This is a genomic window from Mycoplasma pogonae, assembly GCF_054170725.1.
Genome location: NZ_JBSWZS010000001.1, coordinates 103,713 through 122,289, shown reverse-complemented (window position 1 = coordinate 122,289; position 18,577 = coordinate 103,713). Strand labels below are relative to the sequence as shown.

At 27.9% G+C, this 18,577-nt stretch carries 17 protein-coding genes and 5 tRNA genes; 14 read left to right on the top strand and 8 right to left on the bottom strand.

Translation table 4 applies throughout. From position 1 onward, the window contains the following. Nucleotides 1–15: 15 nt before the first annotated feature. The 10 genes from pth (at nucleotide 16) to ACW95P_RS00400 (ending at nucleotide 10,637) form a co-directional block, all read left to right on the top strand. Nucleotides 16–597 (top strand): aminoacyl-tRNA hydrolase, encoded by a 582-nt coding sequence (gene pth, locus ACW95P_RS00445; protein WP_457961255.1) that lies wholly within the window; start codon nucleotides 16–18, stop codon nucleotides 595–597. Then, nucleotides 563–1,441 carry a tRNA lysidine(34) synthetase TilS gene (gene tilS, locus ACW95P_RS00440; RefSeq protein WP_457961254.1) on the top strand — a complete coding sequence of 293 codons (879 nt, stop codon included), beginning with the start codon at nucleotides 563–565 and terminating at the stop codon, nucleotides 1,439–1,441. Before pth ends, tilS begins: the two co-directional genes overlap by 35 nt. A gap of 75 nt (nucleotides 1,442–1,516) precedes the next feature. Continuing rightward, nucleotides 1,517–3,673 carry an ATP-dependent zinc metalloprotease FtsH gene (gene ftsH, locus ACW95P_RS00435; RefSeq protein ID WP_457961253.1) on the top strand — a complete coding sequence of 719 codons (2,157 nt, stop codon included), beginning with the start codon at nucleotides 1,517–1,519 and terminating at the stop codon, nucleotides 3,671–3,673. Nucleotides 3,674–3,818: 145 nt separating this feature from the next. Next, on the top strand, nucleotides 3,819–5,021 hold the full coding sequence (locus ACW95P_RS00430) for a phosphopentomutase (protein ID WP_457961252.1): 1,203 nt from the start codon (nucleotides 3,819–3,821) through the stop codon (nucleotides 5,019–5,021). After that, nucleotides 5,005–6,015 (top strand): hypothetical protein, encoded by a 1,011-nt coding sequence (locus tag ACW95P_RS00425; RefSeq protein WP_457961251.1) that lies wholly within the window; start codon nucleotides 5,005–5,007, stop codon nucleotides 6,013–6,015. Before ACW95P_RS00430 ends, ACW95P_RS00425 begins: the two co-directional genes overlap by 17 nt. Nucleotides 6,016–6,327: 312 nt before the next feature. Then, nucleotides 6,328–7,326, top strand: a complete 999-nt coding sequence (gene hrcA / locus ACW95P_RS00420) for a heat-inducible transcriptional repressor HrcA (RefSeq protein ID WP_457961250.1) — start codon at nucleotides 6,328–6,330, stop codon at nucleotides 7,324–7,326. Nucleotides 7,327–7,338: 12 nt separating this feature from the next. Then, nucleotides 7,339–8,019, top strand: a complete 681-nt coding sequence (gene grpE, locus ACW95P_RS00415) for a nucleotide exchange factor GrpE (protein ID WP_457961249.1) — start codon at nucleotides 7,339–7,341, stop codon at nucleotides 8,017–8,019. A 1-nt stretch (nucleotide 8,020) separates the two neighbouring features. After that, nucleotides 8,021–9,628: an arginine--tRNA ligase gene (argS, locus tag ACW95P_RS00410; protein WP_457961248.1), complete on the top strand. Its 1,608-nt coding sequence runs from the start codon at nucleotides 8,021–8,023 to the stop codon at nucleotides 9,626–9,628. A gap of 1 nt (nucleotide 9,629) precedes the next feature. Next, nucleotides 9,630–9,869 (top strand): hypothetical protein, encoded by a 240-nt coding sequence (locus tag ACW95P_RS00405; RefSeq protein WP_457961247.1) that lies wholly within the window; start codon nucleotides 9,630–9,632, stop codon nucleotides 9,867–9,869. Between the two features lie 105 nt (nucleotides 9,870–9,974). Beyond that, nucleotides 9,975–10,637 carry a deoxynucleoside kinase gene (locus ACW95P_RS00400; protein ID WP_457961246.1) on the top strand — a complete coding sequence of 221 codons (663 nt, stop codon included), beginning with the start codon at nucleotides 9,975–9,977 and terminating at the stop codon, nucleotides 10,635–10,637. 87 nt (nucleotides 10,638–10,724) lie between these two features. Here the strand turns inward: ACW95P_RS00400 and ACW95P_RS00395 are convergent. The 8 genes from ACW95P_RS00395 to dnaJ all read right to left on the bottom strand — a co-directional run bounded on the left by ACW95P_RS00395 (nucleotide 10,725) and on the right by dnaJ (nucleotide 14,551). Beyond that, nucleotides 10,725–10,809, bottom strand: a tRNA-Leu gene (locus tag ACW95P_RS00395). An 84-nt stretch (nucleotides 10,810–10,893) separates the two neighbouring features. Further along, nucleotides 10,894–10,969: transfer RNA gene (locus tag ACW95P_RS00390), tRNA-Thr, on the bottom strand. A gap of 4 nt (nucleotides 10,970–10,973) precedes the next feature. Further along, nucleotides 10,974–11,049, bottom strand: a tRNA-Val gene (locus tag ACW95P_RS00385). A gap of 7 nt (nucleotides 11,050–11,056) precedes the next feature. After that, nucleotides 11,057–11,132, bottom strand: a tRNA-Glu gene (locus ACW95P_RS00380). Between the two features lie 4 nt (nucleotides 11,133–11,136). Next, nucleotides 11,137–11,211: transfer RNA gene (locus ACW95P_RS00375), tRNA-Asn, on the bottom strand. Between the two features lie 249 nt (nucleotides 11,212–11,460). Continuing rightward, on the bottom strand, nucleotides 11,461–11,907 hold the full coding sequence (locus ACW95P_RS00370) for a hypothetical protein (RefSeq protein WP_457961245.1): 447 nt from the start codon (nucleotides 11,905–11,907) through the stop codon (nucleotides 11,461–11,463). A 288-nt stretch (nucleotides 11,908–12,195) separates the two neighbouring features. After that, nucleotides 12,196–12,420, bottom strand: a complete 225-nt coding sequence (locus ACW95P_RS00365) for a hypothetical protein (protein WP_457961244.1) — start codon at nucleotides 12,418–12,420, stop codon at nucleotides 12,196–12,198. 1,003 nt (nucleotides 12,421–13,423) lie between these two features. Next, nucleotides 13,424–14,551 carry a molecular chaperone DnaJ gene (dnaJ, locus tag ACW95P_RS00360; protein ID WP_457961243.1) on the bottom strand — a complete coding sequence of 376 codons (1,128 nt, stop codon included), beginning with the start codon at nucleotides 14,549–14,551 and terminating at the stop codon, nucleotides 13,424–13,426. A gap of 111 nt (nucleotides 14,552–14,662) precedes the next feature. Between dnaJ and ACW95P_RS00355 the strand changes: the two genes are divergently transcribed. From ACW95P_RS00355 to gatB, 4 genes are read left to right on the top strand one after another with little or no spacing between them, the layout of a single operon-like run. Further along, a complete protein-coding gene (locus ACW95P_RS00355) occupies nucleotides 14,663–15,514 on the top strand; it encodes a pseudouridine synthase (protein ID WP_457961242.1) in 852 nt (283 codons plus the stop codon). Next, nucleotides 15,515–15,808 (top strand): Asp-tRNA(Asn)/Glu-tRNA(Gln) amidotransferase subunit GatC, encoded by a 294-nt coding sequence (locus ACW95P_RS00350; RefSeq protein ID WP_457961241.1) that lies wholly within the window; start codon nucleotides 15,515–15,517, stop codon nucleotides 15,806–15,808. Continuing rightward, nucleotides 15,801–17,132 (top strand): amidase family protein, encoded by a 1,332-nt coding sequence (locus ACW95P_RS00345; protein ID WP_457961240.1) that lies wholly within the window; start codon nucleotides 15,801–15,803, stop codon nucleotides 17,130–17,132. Before ACW95P_RS00350 ends, ACW95P_RS00345 begins: the two co-directional genes overlap by 8 nt. Continuing rightward, nucleotides 17,125–18,555 carry an Asp-tRNA(Asn)/Glu-tRNA(Gln) amidotransferase subunit GatB gene (gatB, locus tag ACW95P_RS00340; protein ID WP_457961239.1) on the top strand — a complete coding sequence of 477 codons (1,431 nt, stop codon included), beginning with the start codon at nucleotides 17,125–17,127 and terminating at the stop codon, nucleotides 18,553–18,555. The genes ACW95P_RS00345 and gatB overlap by 8 nt, the downstream gene beginning before the upstream one ends. Nucleotides 18,556–18,577: the final 22 nt, after the last annotated feature.

Here is an 18,577-nt window from a genome sequence, read left to right as displayed (position 1 = left end):
ACAATTTATATACAAATGCAAAATATAAAATTAATTGTCGGCCTAGGAAACCCTGGCCCTGAATATCAAAAAACCAAACACAATGTTGGTTTTTTAGTTGTTGATCAAATTGCAAGAATTTTAAATTTAGATCTAAATAAAAAAGATTTTAATGGTATCTTTTATAAAGATCAAAATTTTATTCTAGCAAAGCCGTTGACCTATATGAATAATTCCGGTTTTTTTGTTAATGCACTTGTTAAGTTTTATAAAATTAAGCCAGAAAATATTTTAATAATTAGCGATGATGTTGATCACAATGTTGGTCAATCAGTAATTAAATTAAAAGGTTCATCAGGTGGCCAAAATGGTTTAAAATCCATTATTAATCAATTAGGCACAGAAGCAATTCCGCGCTTAAAAATTGGAATTGGTCGTTCAGCAAATAAACCATTAGCAGCTCATGTTTTAACCAAATTTTCAACTAGTGATCAAAAAATTATTGACCAAATAATTGTGGCAGCAGCTGCAGCTGGAATTGCATTTTTAACTAAAGATATTAATAAAATTATGAATGAATACAATGAAAAGTACAAAAAAAATTCTTTTAGCAGTTAGTGGTGGTCCTGATTCAATGTTTTTATTAAATTATTACAAAGATAAAAACATTGTTGTTGCTCATGTGAACTATCAAAAACGAATTGAAGCAGATGCTGAAACAGAACTTATTAAAGAGTTTTGCAAAAATCATAATATCCCCTTATTTATTAAAATTGCACCTAAAAAGAAAATTCATAAAAATTTTCAGGCTTGAGCAAGAGAATTACGCTATGAATTTTTTCACCAAATTTATCAGTCGCAAAATTGTGAAGTTTTATTAACAGCACATCATAAGGACGATTACATAGAGACTTACTTACTCCAAAAGCAAACAAAACGCAAACCTATGTTTTGAGCTATGCAGCAAAATCAAAAACTTTATGAAATGCAAATTTACCGCCCATTGTTACATAAATATTGGAAGCACCAAATTTTGCAAAAATTAGCTAAGGATAAAATCATCTATGGAATAGATATTTCAAATTTTGAAACAATTTATACCAGAAATGCAATTCGCAAAAATTTATCTTATAGATCACAGTTTTTTAAAACTTACTTATATTGAAAAATCCGCTTTCTCAACATTGGAAAAAGTTTCCAAAACTTTTGAATTCAACTGGAATTTCAAAAGTGAGAAACAACAAATTTTGCAATTAATTATTTTAATAAATCTAAGAAAAAAGATCAAATTCTTTTCATTTTCCTTAATAAAAACATAAAAAAATTAAAACTTAATAGCAAAAAATTATATAATATTAAACAATTTATTAATTCAAATACTCATGCTAAACAATATATTTTAAATGATCACCATACACTGATCAAGCAAGCTGGAAATTTGATAATAAAAAAAACAAATTAAATATTTAAAAATTTATGACTATATTATTAAATTCATTAATTTTTCAATTCTAAATTAATCAAAATGAGGAAAAAAATGAATAAAAAGAATCAATCACTTATTAAATGAGCAGTTATTGCCATCATTATTGCTGGAATAATTGGTTTTTTGATTTACATGTTTTCGCCAAGCAATGTAACTCAAAAAACCTCTGCAGAGTTTTTATATCGTATGCAGGAAAATATGAAAGATGTCACTGATGAAAATTATTTTAAATCATTAAATTTGGATCCCAATTCTTTCAGTATTAATGTTGAAGAAGTTGTTAATGGTACAACCCAGTCATACAATGTTAATTTCATACCTAATAAATTTAGAGAAATAACATCGGTAAATGATTTTTTAAGTTTACAAGCATTTAAAGATGTAACTATTAAAGGTTTAAATGGAAAAGATACACTTGTTAATAGTATGACTGGTACAGATGCCATGGCATGGGGAATGCTAAATTCAAAACTTAGTTCTTTAGAAGCTGCCAAGTCTATGATTGACAAAGGAATTCAAGGAAATAGCATATGAAGAAGCTTGCTTTTTAGCTTGTTACCTACTTTAATTATTATCGTTATTTTTGTTGGATTTACACTATTTTTAAGAAGAAAATCACAAAATGGAGCTGGTGGCGGTCTTGGCGGAGGGCTTTTTGGGCCTGGCGATAAGAATCCTGCTAAAAAAATTGTTTCAAATGTTAAATTTTCTGATGTAGCTGGAAATGCTGAAGTTAAAGAAGAGATTATGGAACTTGTGGATTATTTAAAAAATCCTAAGAAATATTCAGCTGCTGGAGCAAGAATCCCTAAAGGGGTTCTATTAGGTGGTCCTCCAGGAACTGGTAAAACATTACTAGCAAAAGCTACAGCCGGAGAAGCCAAGGTGCCTTTCTACTTTATTTCTGGATCTAATTTTGTTGAAATGTATGTGGGGATGGGGGCTAAAAGAGTGCGTGATTTATTTAGAGAAGCACGTAAATCTGAAAAAGCAATTATCTTTATTGATGAGTTAGATTCTGTTGGTCGTACACGTGGAAGTGGTATGAATGGTGGTCACGATGAGCGTGAACAAACATTAAACCAATTGTTAGTTGAGTTAGACGGAATGGAAGAAAACTCAGGATTATTAGTTATTGCTGCAACTAATAGATTAGATGTTTTAGATCCCGCTCTACAAAGACCGGGGAGGTTTGACAGAAGCATTACTGTTAATTTACCTGATATTAAAGAACGTGAAGAAATTTTAAAATTACATTCAAAAGGGAAAAGATTAAATCCAGCAATCAATTTTGCTAATATTGCTAAAAGAACTCCGGGATATTCTGGAGCTGAATTGGAAAATGTAATTAATGAAGCTTCAATCCTTTCGGTTCGTGAAAATACCAAAGAAATTACACCTGCTCAAATTGATGAAGCAATCGATAGGGTAAAGAGTGGGCCAGCTAAGAAAAATAGAGTAATTACTGAAGCTGAAAAAACTATGGTTGCTTATCACGAAGCTGGACATGCTGTTGTGGGATTAAAAGTGCCAGGATCAAACCGTGTGCAAAAAATTACTATTATCCCTCGTGGTTATGCTGGTGGATATAACTTGATGTTGCCTGAGGAAGAAAAATACAATGCAACCAAAAAAGAATTAAAAGCAATGATTGCCGCTTTCATGGGTGGACGTGCTGCTGAAGAAATTATTTATGGAAAAGATGAAATTTCAACTGGAGCAGCTAATGACATTGAAAAAGCGACCAAGATTGCAAGAAGAATGGTCACAGAATTTGGGATGTCATCATTAGGACCTGTGCAATTTGAAGATAGTAAAAATCCAAGTCCATTTGGAGATTCAAAATCTGTATTTTCACAAGAAGTTGCAAATAATGTAGACCAAGAAATTAAAAAATTATTAAATGAAGCGCTTGACTTAGCGCGTAAAACAATTAAAGAAAACATGAATCTTTTAGAATTAATTAAAGATGAATTATTACAAAAAGAAACTATTGTTTATGAAGAAATTGAATACTTAGCAAAACATCTAAAACCAATTCCAAGCAACTTTAATCGTGAATCATTAAAAGCTAAAGCTTCTAAAAAATACAGCTTAGAAGAACTAGTGAAAAAAGTTAAAAATGATGAATCATTAAAAGAAGAAGATGAAGAAGCGCAAGAAGATAATTCATCAAATTCAAAAGAAGAATCAAAACCAGAAAAATAATTTTTAATCTGAAAATCTTCGCAAGAAAAAGCGATGATTTTTTTATTTTGTCAAATTATTTAAAAATTAAAATAATAGCTAGAGTGGTATAATTAAAATTAATTTTAATTATATTTAAAAATTTTAATTTGTAGAAAGCTAAGATATGTCATCTAAAAAATTCAATCGTATTTTTTTAATAGTTACAGATTCATTAGGAATTGGCTCTGATAATAAACAGGATCAATTTGGAGATAAAAACGCTAATACTTTATTCCATGTTACAGAAAAATTTAATGTTGAAATGCCAACTTGAAAAAAATTAGGAATTGGTCATATTGCAGAAATTGCTAATTACAAAAAGAAACAACACCCACAACCACTAGGATATGTAGCAAGAGTACATGAAATGTCAAATGCTAAAGATACATTAGCAGGACACTGGGAAATGATGGGAGTGGAAACAAAAGTCCCTAGCCCTGATTTTACTGAAAATGGTTTTCCTCCAGAAATGGTTACAGAACTAGAAAAAGCTTTTGATGGTAAAAAAATAATCGGGAATCGCGAAGCTTCTGGAACAGTGATTTTACAAGAATTGGGTCAGCAATCAATTGATAATGATGAAGTAATTATTTATACCTCAGCTGATTCTACATTACAAATTTGCGGACATGAAACTTACATGGGACTTGATAATTTATACCGTTATTCTAAGGCGGCGCGAGAAATAGCTTCATCACGCCCTGAATGAAATGTAGCACGAATTATTGCTCGTCCTTTTGTTGGTGAAAATGGAAATTGAACTCGTACTTTTAATCGTCATGATTATGGGAACAAACCGCCACATCCTACTGTATTAGATGCTTTAAAAGCAAAAGGTATTGAAGTAATTGCTATCGGAAAAATCAATGACATTTTCAGCTCACAAGGAATTACTAAAGTTTATCCTCCGGCCTCAGATAATGAAAACATGGACATTGCTATTGAAATTGCTAATGAAAACACTCACAATCAATTAATTTTTGTTAACTTGGTTGAATTTGATAGTAGTTATGGGCACCGTCGCGATGTTGAAGGTTATGCTCAAAATATTGCTAACTTTGATATCAAATTAACTAAATTAGTTAATTCATTAAAAGAAGATGATTTATTAATTATTACTTCAGATCATGGTAATGATCCAACATTTCCAGGCTTTAATCACACTAGGGAAGCATTACCTTTAACAATTTATTCAAAAGCTTTTGTAGGCATAGACAAAAATTTAGGAATTGTTAATGGGTTAGGAACTGTGGGAAATATTATTGCAAGAAATTTTGATGTTGAAACAATTAAGACTGGAGAAGACATTTTTGACAAGCTTTTTTAATAAGAAAAAAACTCATTTTTTTATTGATTTTGAATGTATATCAGCGCCCTATTATAATGCTGTTTACAATCGTGAAAAATATAATCTACCATCACATTTATTGCCTATGGCTTATACCGTAGGTTTTTATAATTCTAGAAAAAAGTTTGTTTATAAAACTGAAATTTTATTAAACCTAGAAATTAATGCTAGTTATCAAGAGAATTTACGTGCTAATTTACTTAAATCTTTTCAAAAATTAAAACCTAAATTCAATTTAGAAAAAACTGTGTTTTGAGCTTTTGAAAAAGGCATGGAAGAAGCGGTGCTAAGCTATGCTTTTGGTAATGGAAATGTTGAAGTTGAAGAATTTAATAATTTCATTATTGACACAATTGTTGAAAAAGATATTTCAAAAATTGGAATTAAAGAATTGAGTCAAAACTTTAATAATACAGAATATTTTTTAAAAACTCGTCAGCAAATCATCATGGCTAATGAAAATAAAAATGTTAACAATTGCTTAATTCCTTATAAAACATTAATTTCTAAAGAAGGAGTTTTTGCTAACTACTTATGTTTTTGAATTTACTTATCACGGGATAAAAATTTACAATTTAAGAAAAATCGTTTTAGTAAAGAATTTGTGCCACTAAATTTAACAGATGTAGTTGAAGAATTAACGCTTTATTCACAAGATGATGTTTTACGAATGGATTATATTACTCAAAACATTGAAAAAATTCGTAAAATTTATTCAATTATTTATCAACTTCGTAAAAAATATTATGAAATTGAAATTAAATTTAAGTTTTATACCCATTTACACCGTGACATTAATACCTTTATTCAAAATGTCAAAAGCGAATTTTTAAAAACTCCGGAACAACAAGGAATTTTAGCTAATGCTAAAAATTTAGCTACTTTTCTTGAAGAAAAATTTTTAAGTCAAAAAAAAGATTTAAAACAAAAAGAATCCGAAATTGCTTCGGATCAAATTAAAAAAATTATTTAATTAATAAAAAAAATTTCAACACTCAAGTTATTGCAGTTATATCAATCAAGGTTTTGAGTTTTTTTTATTTTTTTTATTGTATTTTCCAAAAATATGGTAAAATTTTATCAACTTAACAAATTAAAAGTTATTTGTTGGGTTATCAGAACACAAGTTCTTGTATGATAACATCTGTTAGCATAATTCAATTATAATTATGTCAGTCGCAAGAATTAATACTAAAAAGAGTGGTGCGCTGCTCTTTTTTTTGTATTTTTTTCAAAAATTAGCAAATAATTAGCAAACTATAAGGCAATTTGCTATAATTTCAACATGCATTCTAAAAAAGAGTTAAGAAAAAATTATTTCTTAAAAATGATTGTGGAGACTCACATCGCCACTGGCGAACCCGTAGCTTCTGCACAACTTAAAGATAGATATAATTTAAAAGAATCTTCAGCCTTAATCAGAATGATTATGTCGGAATTAGAAGTTGAAGGGTATATTGAAAAGCCGCATATTTCTGGAGGGCGAATTCCTTCAATTAAAGGCTATGAATATTATGCTAATTATTTAACTAGTAAAAATGAAGAAGATTTAATTGAAAAATTGAATGATATTTTTGCTAAACGGCGGGTTTCAATTGATGAAACACTTCATGAAGCTTTTAAATCCATTAGCGAACTTGTAGGTTCAACATTAGTAACTTCATCTGATAATTCACATGAATTATTAAAATCAATTCAATTAACAGAATTAGATGGTGAAAATTCAATTGTAGTTTTAGTAACTTCTTTGGGTCGGGTGGAGTCGAAAATATTAACAATTAATCGTCATTTAATTCGCACTGAAGATGTCAGAATAGCTATTCGTCTATTTAAAGAAAGGCTAATTGATACACCATTAGTACATTTAATTGATAAAATGCAAGCTATTGTCCCAATTTTACGTAGTCAAATTAAAAATTATGAAGCACTGATACAAGAATTTGTTGGCAATATTTTTAAATTTAATAGCCAAAGTAAAAACAATATTTACAATAAAAATGATTTAATTTTATCTCGCGAAATTTCACGTGATAAACTTGCTCAAGTTTTAGATATAATAGAAAATAATTCTATTTGAGAAACATTAGATTCTCATTTTCCAGAAGATGAAACATTAAAAATTGAAATTCAACCAGATAAAACATCTTTTATTTCAAAAAAAATAACATTTGAAAATAGTGACATTCGAGAAATTTCATTTGTGGGTACAAATCGTATTGATTATAACAAAGCCTTAACTGCAATTGAATTTATTGAAGATTACTTAAAAAAAATTAAAAATTAGAAAGGAAAAAATATGAAAAAAGATGAATTTAAAAAAAATAAAAAAACAGAAGATAAAAAAATTTTTCAAAAAAAACATAAATCTGAAACTGAAAAATTAGCAAAAAATGTAACTGAAAAAACTCCTGAAGAATTAAAAATAGAAATTGAAAATCTTAAAAAAGAAAACCAATTATTAACCACAAAAACATTAAATTCAGAACTTGAAATTTTAAGATTAAAAGCAGAAATTGAAAAAAATAATCAAGAATTTGCTGAAAAAGCAAAAACATTTGCTTCTAAAGCACAAGAAGAATTAAATAAATTAAAGCAAGAAAACAATTCAAAGCTGGAAAATGAAAAACAAGAATTAAAAAAATACGCAAATCAAAAGTTTTTTGAAAACTTTTTAACCTTATATAATAATTTAGAATTAGCGGTAAAAGCTGGCAAAAAGCAAAATGATCCAGCAGTCCAAAATTATGTTTTAGGATTTGAAATGTTATTAAGACAAATTGAAAATCTTTTAGCAGATTTCGGTTTAGAAAAAATTAATCCTGCAATAAAATCTGAGTTTATACCAGAATTGCACCAAGCATTTGAGATTAAAGCTGCTGAAGGATTTAACAAAAATGAAATTATTGAAGTTAAAAGCTATGGTTATAAATTATTTGAAAGGGTTATCAAACCGGCAATAGTCATTGTTGCTGCTTAATATGTATATTAAAGATCAAATTATTGCTTCGCTACAAGAAGCGCTAAAAAAAAATAACTTTCCTGAAAAAAACATTATTTTAACAGAGCCTAAAGATCATGGTGATTTTTCTACTAATTTAGCACTGCAATTAAAAAAAGATTTAAAATTAAATCCATTAGAAATTGCTGAAAAAATTGCTTCAGTAATTAATTTAAAAAAATATAATATTAAAAAAATTGAGGTTGTTGCACCTGGTTTTATTAATTTTTTTGTTAATAATAACGTTTTAGCTCAAGAAGTAAATCACATTATTGAAAAAGCGGATCAATATGGCGCTGATCATCAAGGTCTAAAAATTAATATTGAATATGTTTCAGCCAACCCAACAGGATTTTTACATATTGGCCACGCTAGAGGAGCTGCAATTGGTGCAACATTAGCGGCAATTTTAAAATTTGCTGGTAACCATGTTACCGAAGAATATTATGTTAATGATGCCGGGAAGCAAATTGACATTTTAGCAATTTCTGCATTTGTACGTTACCAACAGCATTTTGGAAAAGATGCCCAACTTCCTGAAGATAGTTATGGTGGTGAAGATATTAAATGATTAGCTATAAAATTAGCTGAAAAATTTGGTAATCAATATGTTGAAGCTAATTTTGAAGATGTTAAAAATATTTTTAAGCAAGAAGGAATTAAAATTTTCTTAGAAAAAATTAATCATGATTTAAATATTTTTGGGGTTAATATTGAAAAATACACTTCAGAAGATTCATTATATAAAAACGGAGCCATTGATCATGCTTTAGGCGCATTAAAAGACACTTATTTACAAGATGGTGCTACTTGGTTAAAGACGACTCTGAATGGCGATGATAAAGATCGTGTTTTAATTAAAAGTGATGGCTCATATGCTTATTTATTACCTGATATTGCTAATCATCACCAAAAAATTTTAGCTAATAATGGGCAAGATAAATTAATTAACATTTGAGGTGCTGATCATATAGGTTATGTACAAAGGTTAAAGTTTGCTGTGGAACAATTAGGCTTTAATGCAAATGAAAATTTAGATTTTTTAATTTGTCAGACTGTGCGTTTAATGCGTAATGGAGAGGAATTTAAAATGTCTAAAAGAAAAGGGACTGCTATTAGTTTAATTTCTTTTTTAGATGTTTTAGGAAAAGATGCAGCAAGGTTTTTCTTAATTAATCGTTCAGAAAATTCTGTTTTAGATTTAGATGTGGATGCTGTGCAAGAAAAAAACACTAAAAACCCAGTATTTTTAGTGCAATACAGTTACGCAAGAACAGTTCAGTTATTAAACAAAACTAATCAAACTATTTTTAAAGCAGAAAATTTTGAAGAACCTAAAGCTATTGCACTAATCAATAGATTAAAAGAATTTCCAGAAATTATCCAAGCAATCACTAAAACATACAAAGTTCATTTATTACCGCAATATTTAATTAAATTAGCAAACGACTTTAATTCTTTTTATTCAAATTTTAAAATAATTGGTAATATTAATGAGCAAAGTTTATTAGCTTTAGTTAAAGCTACCCAAATTGTTTTAGCTCAAGGACTTAAATTAATAGGTGTTGATGCACCTGAAAGGATGTAAAATGCAGGTAACAATTAATGTTATTGAAAAAAAATTATTAGAAACTCAAGATGCAACTTCTTTTGATGAGATTTTTGCAGCTGTGCAGAAGCAAATGATGCCAGTTTGAAAAGCAAAATTTCCAAAATGATCTGAAAAGGAAATCTTAGAAGATGCGCGTGGTGAAGTTTATAAAATTTTAACTATTTCAGGTCGTTTTAATCGTACACCTGATGGATTATGATTATTAAAATTAGATTAATAGATTAATTTTTATTAATGCTAATTTTTTTTAATCCAATTTTTAGTATTATGAATAGAGTAAACAAGCTAATTTGAGATAAATAAATTAAAAGGAGATTTTTACATGATTATTGGTATTAGTGGGATGATTAGTAGTGGCAAAAGCACCCTAACACAGCAATTGGCCAGTCACTATCCTGCATCACAAAAGTTATTAGAATTTGAAGAAGATGATGAAGTTTTTAATACCTTTTTAAAATGATTTTATGAACAAAAAGAAAACTTATCAATTGGCTTTCAAACCTACATTATTGAAGCGCATTCTTCAAAGTTTAACAAGCTTTATCAGGATTATTATGCTCAAAATTTAGATTATCAAAATAATCACATTTTTTTAGATCGATTTTCATTAGAGCATTATATTTTTGCAAAAGTTAACTTAAAACAAAAACCAGAAAAGTATTTTAAAGCTTATGACTTGGCATTTCGCACTTTAATTAACAAAGAAGAACTTCCGGATTTCGCAATTTATTTAGATATGTCTTTTGAAACTTTTAAAGAACGTTTTTTTAAACGTGGTCGTCAAGTGGAAGTGGATCAATGAGACATTAATCAGGCTTATTTTTATAATTTGCACAAAGTTTATAAAGAAATTTTTATTCAGTTATGTCATGAATTCAATTTAAAATATTTTATTATTGATACTGAGGGCAAAAATGAAGATCAAGTATTTGTTGAAGCTATAGTTTTAATTGAAAAAATGGCAACTGATTCACAAAAAATTTAATTATTTAACTTTAATAAACAATAAAATAATAAAAAAACTTTCGTAGCTTAAACTATGAAAGTTTTTTTAGGTCAATTATTAATGATATGGTGCGCAAGGAGGGACTTGAACCCTCACGCCGTGAAGCACTAGAGCCTAAATCTAGCGTGTCTGCCAATTTCACCACTCGCGCATAAAATAAGATAGTTTATTAGTGGTACGTTTTAAAAGATTTGCACTTTCTCACAACTATTGTTGTTTCTAAATAAACGTATAATGGTGCCGGCTATAGGATTTGAACCCACGACCTACTGATTACAAGTCAGTTGCTCTACCAACTGAGCTAAGCCGGCGAAATGGTGGAAGATGAGGGGCTCGAACCCACGACCCTCGCCTTGTAAGGGCGATGCTCTCCCAACTGAGCTAATCTTCCGATAAAATGGTGACCCATACGGGACTCGAACCCGTGAATGCATGGATGAAAACCATGTGTGTTAACCGCTTCACCAATGGGCCTTAATGGCGCCGATTACAAGGATCGAACTTGTGACCAACTGGTTAACAGCCAGCTGCTCTACCGCTGAGCTAAATCGGCAATATTATTAAGCGAAATAACATCTTTTAAATAAATGCTTTTACATTATATATTATTTTTAGAAAAATAAAAATTTTTTTAAATTTTTTTTATCACGAAATTAGCAAACAAAAGATTAGATATTTTTAGTATAAGTTTTTTAATTAAAATGACTCGAAAAATAAAAATCAAAAAAGCAGCATTATTAAAATTATGAGTTTTTTACAATAATTAAAAAATGTTTTTTTAATTTAATTTAATATTTTACAATTAATCTATTTTTTTATATTTTGCATAATATACTAAATCTGGCTCATTACCTTTTTTTAAATTTTCGATAAAAAAATCATAATCTTGATATTCTATTTTAGTATATTTAAATAACTCTTTAGGTATAAATCGACTAGCAATTAATATAAAAGCAGAACAATAAATAGCTGTAATTAATGAAGGGATAGCTAAAATTAAAATAGCTAAATTAAAATGTGCTGTTTTAAAACTACCTAAATTAAGATTATTATTTATAAATAAATCTGAGCTAATGCGAAAATTTGTTGTAGCCAAAACAGAAACTACACTAATAATAAGTATTAAACTACTTAAAAATTGTAATCAAAATAGTTTTGGTGATACAAAACATCCTTCTAATATAACGGGGTTAACAGATTTTGTTGTTTTAGCAAATTGGAAATATTTTAAAACATTCCTTTTTCGCAAATAGTTAATTAATTTTATATCTGCAAGAATTCGATAAGCAAAATTTCAAACCAAAATAATTAAAATTAAAATGCATTCAATAAAACTAGATCAAAGAATTAATTTTTTTGCATCATTTATGTAAGCTAAAAAATAAACTAATAATCCTAGTATAACAATTAAGATATAAATATAATTAATTACCAATGTTAGTTTATAAAATTTTTTTATTTTTTTCATATTTTATATTTATAATCAAATTCTCTGAAATTAAAAGATTTTTTCAATTTTAGTGGAATATTTCCATAGTTAAATTCTGTATAAGGACTTAATTCAATAAAATCTGATTTGTAATTTTCTTGCCCCAGTTCTAATAAATAAATTAGGTAAAGAAAATCATCCATCATCAACTTTTCATTCTATGGGTTTAGTAAAGTTTTCTGAAAATGATTCCGATATCATTGATAATGTATATCCGTTATTTTTTAATTTAAATTGTTTATAAACATTTTTTATTCTTTGTAAGGCACCCATTGTTTGTTGTATAACATCCTTGTTTGCATATAAATTTGCAAATCTTAAAATTAAAAGCCCACTTTTTACTACATTTTTATGTATAGTTTCAACAATTTTTTTAATTACAAGTAAATGAATATCATCATTATTATATTCTTCTTTAAAAATTTTGCTTATATCATTTTGATTTTCTATAATGTGTTCTAATATATCTTTGTTTGAATGTTGTTCTTTTTTAAAAAAATTATTTATTTCTTTTCTAACACGTCCTATATCTTCAAAAAAGTTTCCAATAATTTGTAGAATCCTAAATTTAGCAACATATTTAGTAGATTAATCAATTATAGTTACATCATCATTAAACATATGATCTCATTTTTTTTGATAATCATTTCTTTTTTTGAATTATTTGTTTATTATCAAAATATAAAGGATGCTTCTTATACTTTGCATTTCAAAAAGCGTATTCATTACCATAATTAGGAGCAATTTTTTCTTTGCAATTTTTTAATCACCTGTTTTTTTATTTTTTAGGATTTATTTCTTCCATTCTTAAATAATTCATAAAAGATTCAAACTTAGAAATTAAATTTTTAAGCATAAATACTTTTAAATCAATAGAAATATTTAATAAACTTAATTATTTTGTGTCTTCATTTAATGTTTTTTTAATTTTATAATTTGTTTTTTTACTTTATTTTGAAAATCTAACACTATTTAATTATTAAAATTAAAAAAGCATTAAATATGCAAATATATTCCCATAATTACACAAAAACAAATATTAAAATTTTAAATTTTATTTTTTATTTTAATAAATGATTTTCATTTTTTCATTTTGCCATTTTAAAATACACTAAAGATTTTTAATAATTTTTTGTAAAGCTTATTTTTTGACTTTTGAGGCAATTTTTATTCAAAAACTATATTATTTTTTAAATTTATATATTTTAAGGTATTTTATTTTGTATAAAAAAATGCAATCTAGTTTTTTAGACTAAATTGCATTTCAATTTGTTATTTAATTAAAATTTTTCTTTCATTGTTCATAAGTTGTATCATTATTATCTTTTAAAATTTCAGCAATTGCTTTACGTTCTTTTGATGATAATTTTGGTACAAATATTTTAATTTTAACTTTTAAATCACCATAGGTTTGCCCTTTAGGGTCTTTTGAACCACCACCTCTAATAGTAATGATATCATCTGAAACATAATGTGATTTTAATTTTAAAAATTGCCATCCTTTTGGTGAAGGAACTTCAATTGTGTTTTCTTCAATAATATCTTTAATTGATACAGGAACTGTAATGTAGATATTATTGCCATCACGTGTAAAGTGTGGATCTCTATCTACATAAATTTCAATAATTAAATCACCAGCAGGCCCACCATTAATTCCTGGTTCTCCATAACCTGAAACCACAATTGATTGCCCTGATTTAATTCCTTCAGGAATGTTAATTTTAACTTCTTTTTCAACAGCATTAATTTTTTGTCCATGACATGTATGACATTTGTTTTTGATTTCTTTCCCAACTCCACCACAAACTTTACATGTTGTTTGGTTATTAACAATTCCAAACCCAAGATTAATTTTTTGGTTTACCTTACCAGTTCCATTACAGTGGCTACAGTTAACAATATCTTCAGCTTTTTCCGCACCTTTACCTGAACAAGTTTTGCATATTTCATATTTAGTTAAGTTTTGAACAACAACTTTTCCCAAAATCGAATCTTTAAAACTGATGCTCATTCTTGCAGTTATATCACCACCCTGGCGAGGGCGGTTATCACGTGCTCTTCTTGAGCGACCGCCAAAACCAAAGTTTTCAAAAATAGATTCAAAATCAAAACCGCCAAAACCACCGAAATTTCCAAAACCACCAAAATCTTGAGCACTGTAGTGTCCAAAACCACCTTGCTCAAAAGCGCTATGACCAAATTGGTCATATTTAGCTTTTTTCTCAGGGTCAGATAAAACCTCGTATGCTTCATTAATTTCTTTAAATTTTGCTTCAGCATCACTAGCTTTGTTTTTATCAGGGTGATATTCCATCGCAAGTTTTCGAAAAGCTTTTTTAATTTCTTTTTCAGATGCAGTTTTAGCAACTCCTAAAACTTCATAATAATCTCTTTTATTATTCATAGCATTAAATTTTAGCACATTATTTAATAGAGTGCTAAAATTTATTTTTTATTTACTTTTCTTACCTTAATTAACTATTAAAAAAGTAATTTTAAAGTAAAATAAAATAATATGAAAATTTGAGAAATTCAAGCTTCAAAAAACGATCATGGGAGAACAATTTTTAAATTTTTAGCAAAAATTTTAAATAATATACCCATTTCAAAAATTGAAAAAATCTTTCGAAAACAAGATTTAAAAGTTAATGGCAAACGCAAAATTGCTAAAAATTATATTATTCAGGAGCATGATGTAATTACTATTTACGGTATTAGTGATCCTAGTGTGGAAACACCAATTACAAAAACTAAAATTGATTTTGAAATTATTTATGAAGACATAAACATTTTAATATTAAATAAAAAAGCAAATCAAGTTGTTCACGGAGCTGATAATAGTCTAGATAATCAAGTTTTAAATTATTTAAATTACCAAGCGCTTGATTCTTTTATTCCTTCACACATTGGTAGACTTGACAAGGTTAGTTCAGGAATTATGGTTTATGCTAAAAATTATGCAGCTTTGCGTCAACTTAAAACAGAACAAGCTCATTTTGAAAAGTATTACACTTTTATTAATGATATGCCTAAACAAGATTTAACAGTTAATTACTTAATTACAAAAGATGTAAAAAAACAAGTAATGAAAGTGGTAGAGCACAAAGGTGCTATGACTAAAACGCGCTTTTTCTTTGAGGGAGAACAAAATTTTGCGCAAATTTTTACTGGTAAAAAACATCAAATTAGAGTAAGTTTAGCAAAATTAGGTTACCCAATTAAAGGTGATGTCAAATATGGTGGCAAGCAAGCAAAACGAGTCTATTTACATGCAATTAAAATTGTATTTCATAATTTAACCGATGAGTTAACTTATTTAAATAACCGCGAATTTGAATCGTTACCAAATTGAAGTAAGGAGGAATAAATGGATTTTAAAAAATTACAAGAAGTGGGCAAAAGTATTCATATTGATATGACTACAGAGGCATGAGATTTATTAGAAGAAGAATATGATGAAATTATCGCAAGTTTAGCAAACTTAAAAGCAATTGATACTGAAAATGTAATACCACTTTTCAGAATTGGCAAAACCATTCAACCTAATTGACGCGCTGATGTTGTTGAGCAAAAAGAAAATATTTCTAAAGCTGTTCTTTTAAAAAATAGTAAAAATTCAACCGAAGATTTTATAATACTAGAAAGGGTTGTCAATGATTAAAAATTTAGGGAATTTTAGTGCTGCCCTAAAAGAATTTCAAAGTGATAACAATAATGCAGTATCCTATGTTTATAATCAAGGATTAAAAGCGCAGCAAACTGAAAATAAATTATTAGAAAATGCTGTTTTTAGTATTAAAGATGTATTTGCAACCCCCGATCAAACTCAGGCTTCTTCATTATCATTAAAAGATTTTAATCCAGGTTATACAGCTACGGTTGTTCAAAAAGCTTTAGCAGCAGGAGCGATTGCGGTTGGAAAAAATCATTGTGATGAATTAGCGCTAGGTGGTGAAGGAATTTTTTCTTATTGAGGTGTAATAAAAAATCCACTTGATCCAACAAGAAAAGTGGGTGGCTCTTCATCAGGTTCTGCAGCAACGTTAACAAAAAACTTAACTTTTGCAATTGGTTCAGATACAGGTGATTCAGTTCGTTTACCGGCTTCATATGTTGGTGTTGTCGGGTTTAAGCCTTCATATGGCGCGATTTCACGTTATGGAATGTTTCCTTATGCTTCTTCGCTTGATACTGTAGCTTTTTTTAGTCACAACATCAACGATCTAAGTAAAATTTGTCAAGCTACTTTTGGAGTGGATGCTGCTGATTTAACAACTGTTCCAGTAGCAATTAATAATGTAAATTTAGTAAAGCCTCAAAAAGTAGCTTTACTAAATTTTGCTAAAACTAATTTAAGTGATTTTGTTTATCAAAAATATTTTGAATTAAAAAACAACCTAGAGCAGGCTGGAGTAGAAGTAACGCTTGTTGAACCTAATGTCAAACTTTTAACAGCTGTTAAGGTTGTTTATCAAATTGTGTCATTTTCTGAAGCAACTTCAAATTTATCTAATATTACAGGAATCCCTTTTGGTAATCGTCAAAATGGCAAAAACTGAGAAGAAATTTTAACAAATACAAGAAGTGCTGGTTTTGGAAAAATGGTACAAAAAAGATTGATTTTGGGATCTTATTTTTTGAATGAAGAAAATCAACATGAGTTTTTCTTAAAAGCCCAAAAAGTTCGGCGTTTATTAAAAGAATATGCTGAAGAATTACATAAAAAATATGATTTAGTTGTAATTCCAGCAACCCCTGATGTAGCACCGCTTTTTGATGAAAAAACTAATTATGGCTATACAGAATATATTTTAACTTGATCAAATTTAGTTGGTAACCCTTCACTTTCAATTCCTTGAATTAAAAATTCTCAAATTAATAATTTACCTATTAATTTAAGTTTAGATGTAGAAATTTATGAAGACGAAAAACTTTTAAGTTATGCTCTCTGATTTGAAAAATTTTTAGGAGGAGAAAATGTCTAATAAATATGATGTAGTTATCGGAATAGAAATTCACATTGAATTAAATACTCAATCTAAAATGTTTTCTCCTGCTCGAAATTCATTTGATGATAAACCGAATGAAAATGTTCATCCGATTGATTTAGGATATCCGGGAACTTTGCCTAGAATTAATGTCGCTGCCGTAATTAGCGCTATTAAATTAGCAAAAGCACTTAATATGGAGATTGATACAGAACTGCACTTTGATCGAAAACATTACTTTTACCCAGATTTACCTAAAGGATTTCAAATTACTCAACAATTTCGTCCAATTGGTAAAAATGGAATTTTACCAGTTAAAGTTGGCAATAATTTAACTGAAATTGCTGTTGAGAGAATTCATTTGGAAGAAGACACAGCAAAACAAATCCATAATGCCGAAGGTACTTTTTTAAATTATAATCGTGCCGGTATACCACTGATTGAAATTGTATCCCGCCCTGTAATTCATAGTGCTGCTGAAGCGGCAATGTATGTTGATAATATTAGAAAATTAGCATTATTCTTAGGTATTTCAGATGCTAAGTTAGAAGAAGGGTCGTTAAGAGCTGATGCTAACATTTCATTAAAGCTTAAAAACAGCGATATTTTAGGCACTAAAGTTGAAATTAAAAATATTAATTCTATTAATAATGTAAAAAAAGCAATTGAACTAGAAATCGCATCACAAACTCAAATTTTAGATAATGGTGATAAAGTATTACAACAAACTAAGCGTTTTGATGATCAAACACAAACCAATAAAATTATGCGAGAAAAAACCTCAGCAATTAGTTATCGCTATTTTCCTGAACCTAATATTCCGGTCATGCAACTAAATGCTGAATTTCTTGAGACAATTGCAATGCCTGTTTTACCATGAGATAAAGAAAAAGAGTATCAAGAGCATAATATTCACCATGCTCATATTGATTCATTGATTAACAATATCGATTATTATAATTATTTTGAAAAAATTACTTTTGCAAATAAGTCAAAAGCAGCTAATTTCTTTTTTGCTGAAATTATTCCGCTTGTAAATCAAAATATAATTAATTTAAACGAAAATTTTATTACGCCAGAACATATTAGTGAAATTTTGGAATTATTAGATGCCGGAAAAATTTCTCAAAAACAAGCAAAACAATTAGTGAAATTAATTATCGAAGAACAGTTATCAATTCAAGAAATAATTAAAAAACATAAAATTGAGCAAGTTTCTGATGAAAATGTTTTAAAAGAATTAATAACAAATTTAATTAATGAAAATCAAACTCTATTAAATGAATATCAGCAACGCCCAGAAAGAGTTATTAAATTTTTCTTAGGAAGCATCATGAAATTAACTAAAGGAAATGCAAATCCTCAATCTGCAAATAAAATTTTAGTTGCAGCAATTGAAAATTGGTTTGAAAAAAATTAAATTTATTTTATGTTAAAAACAA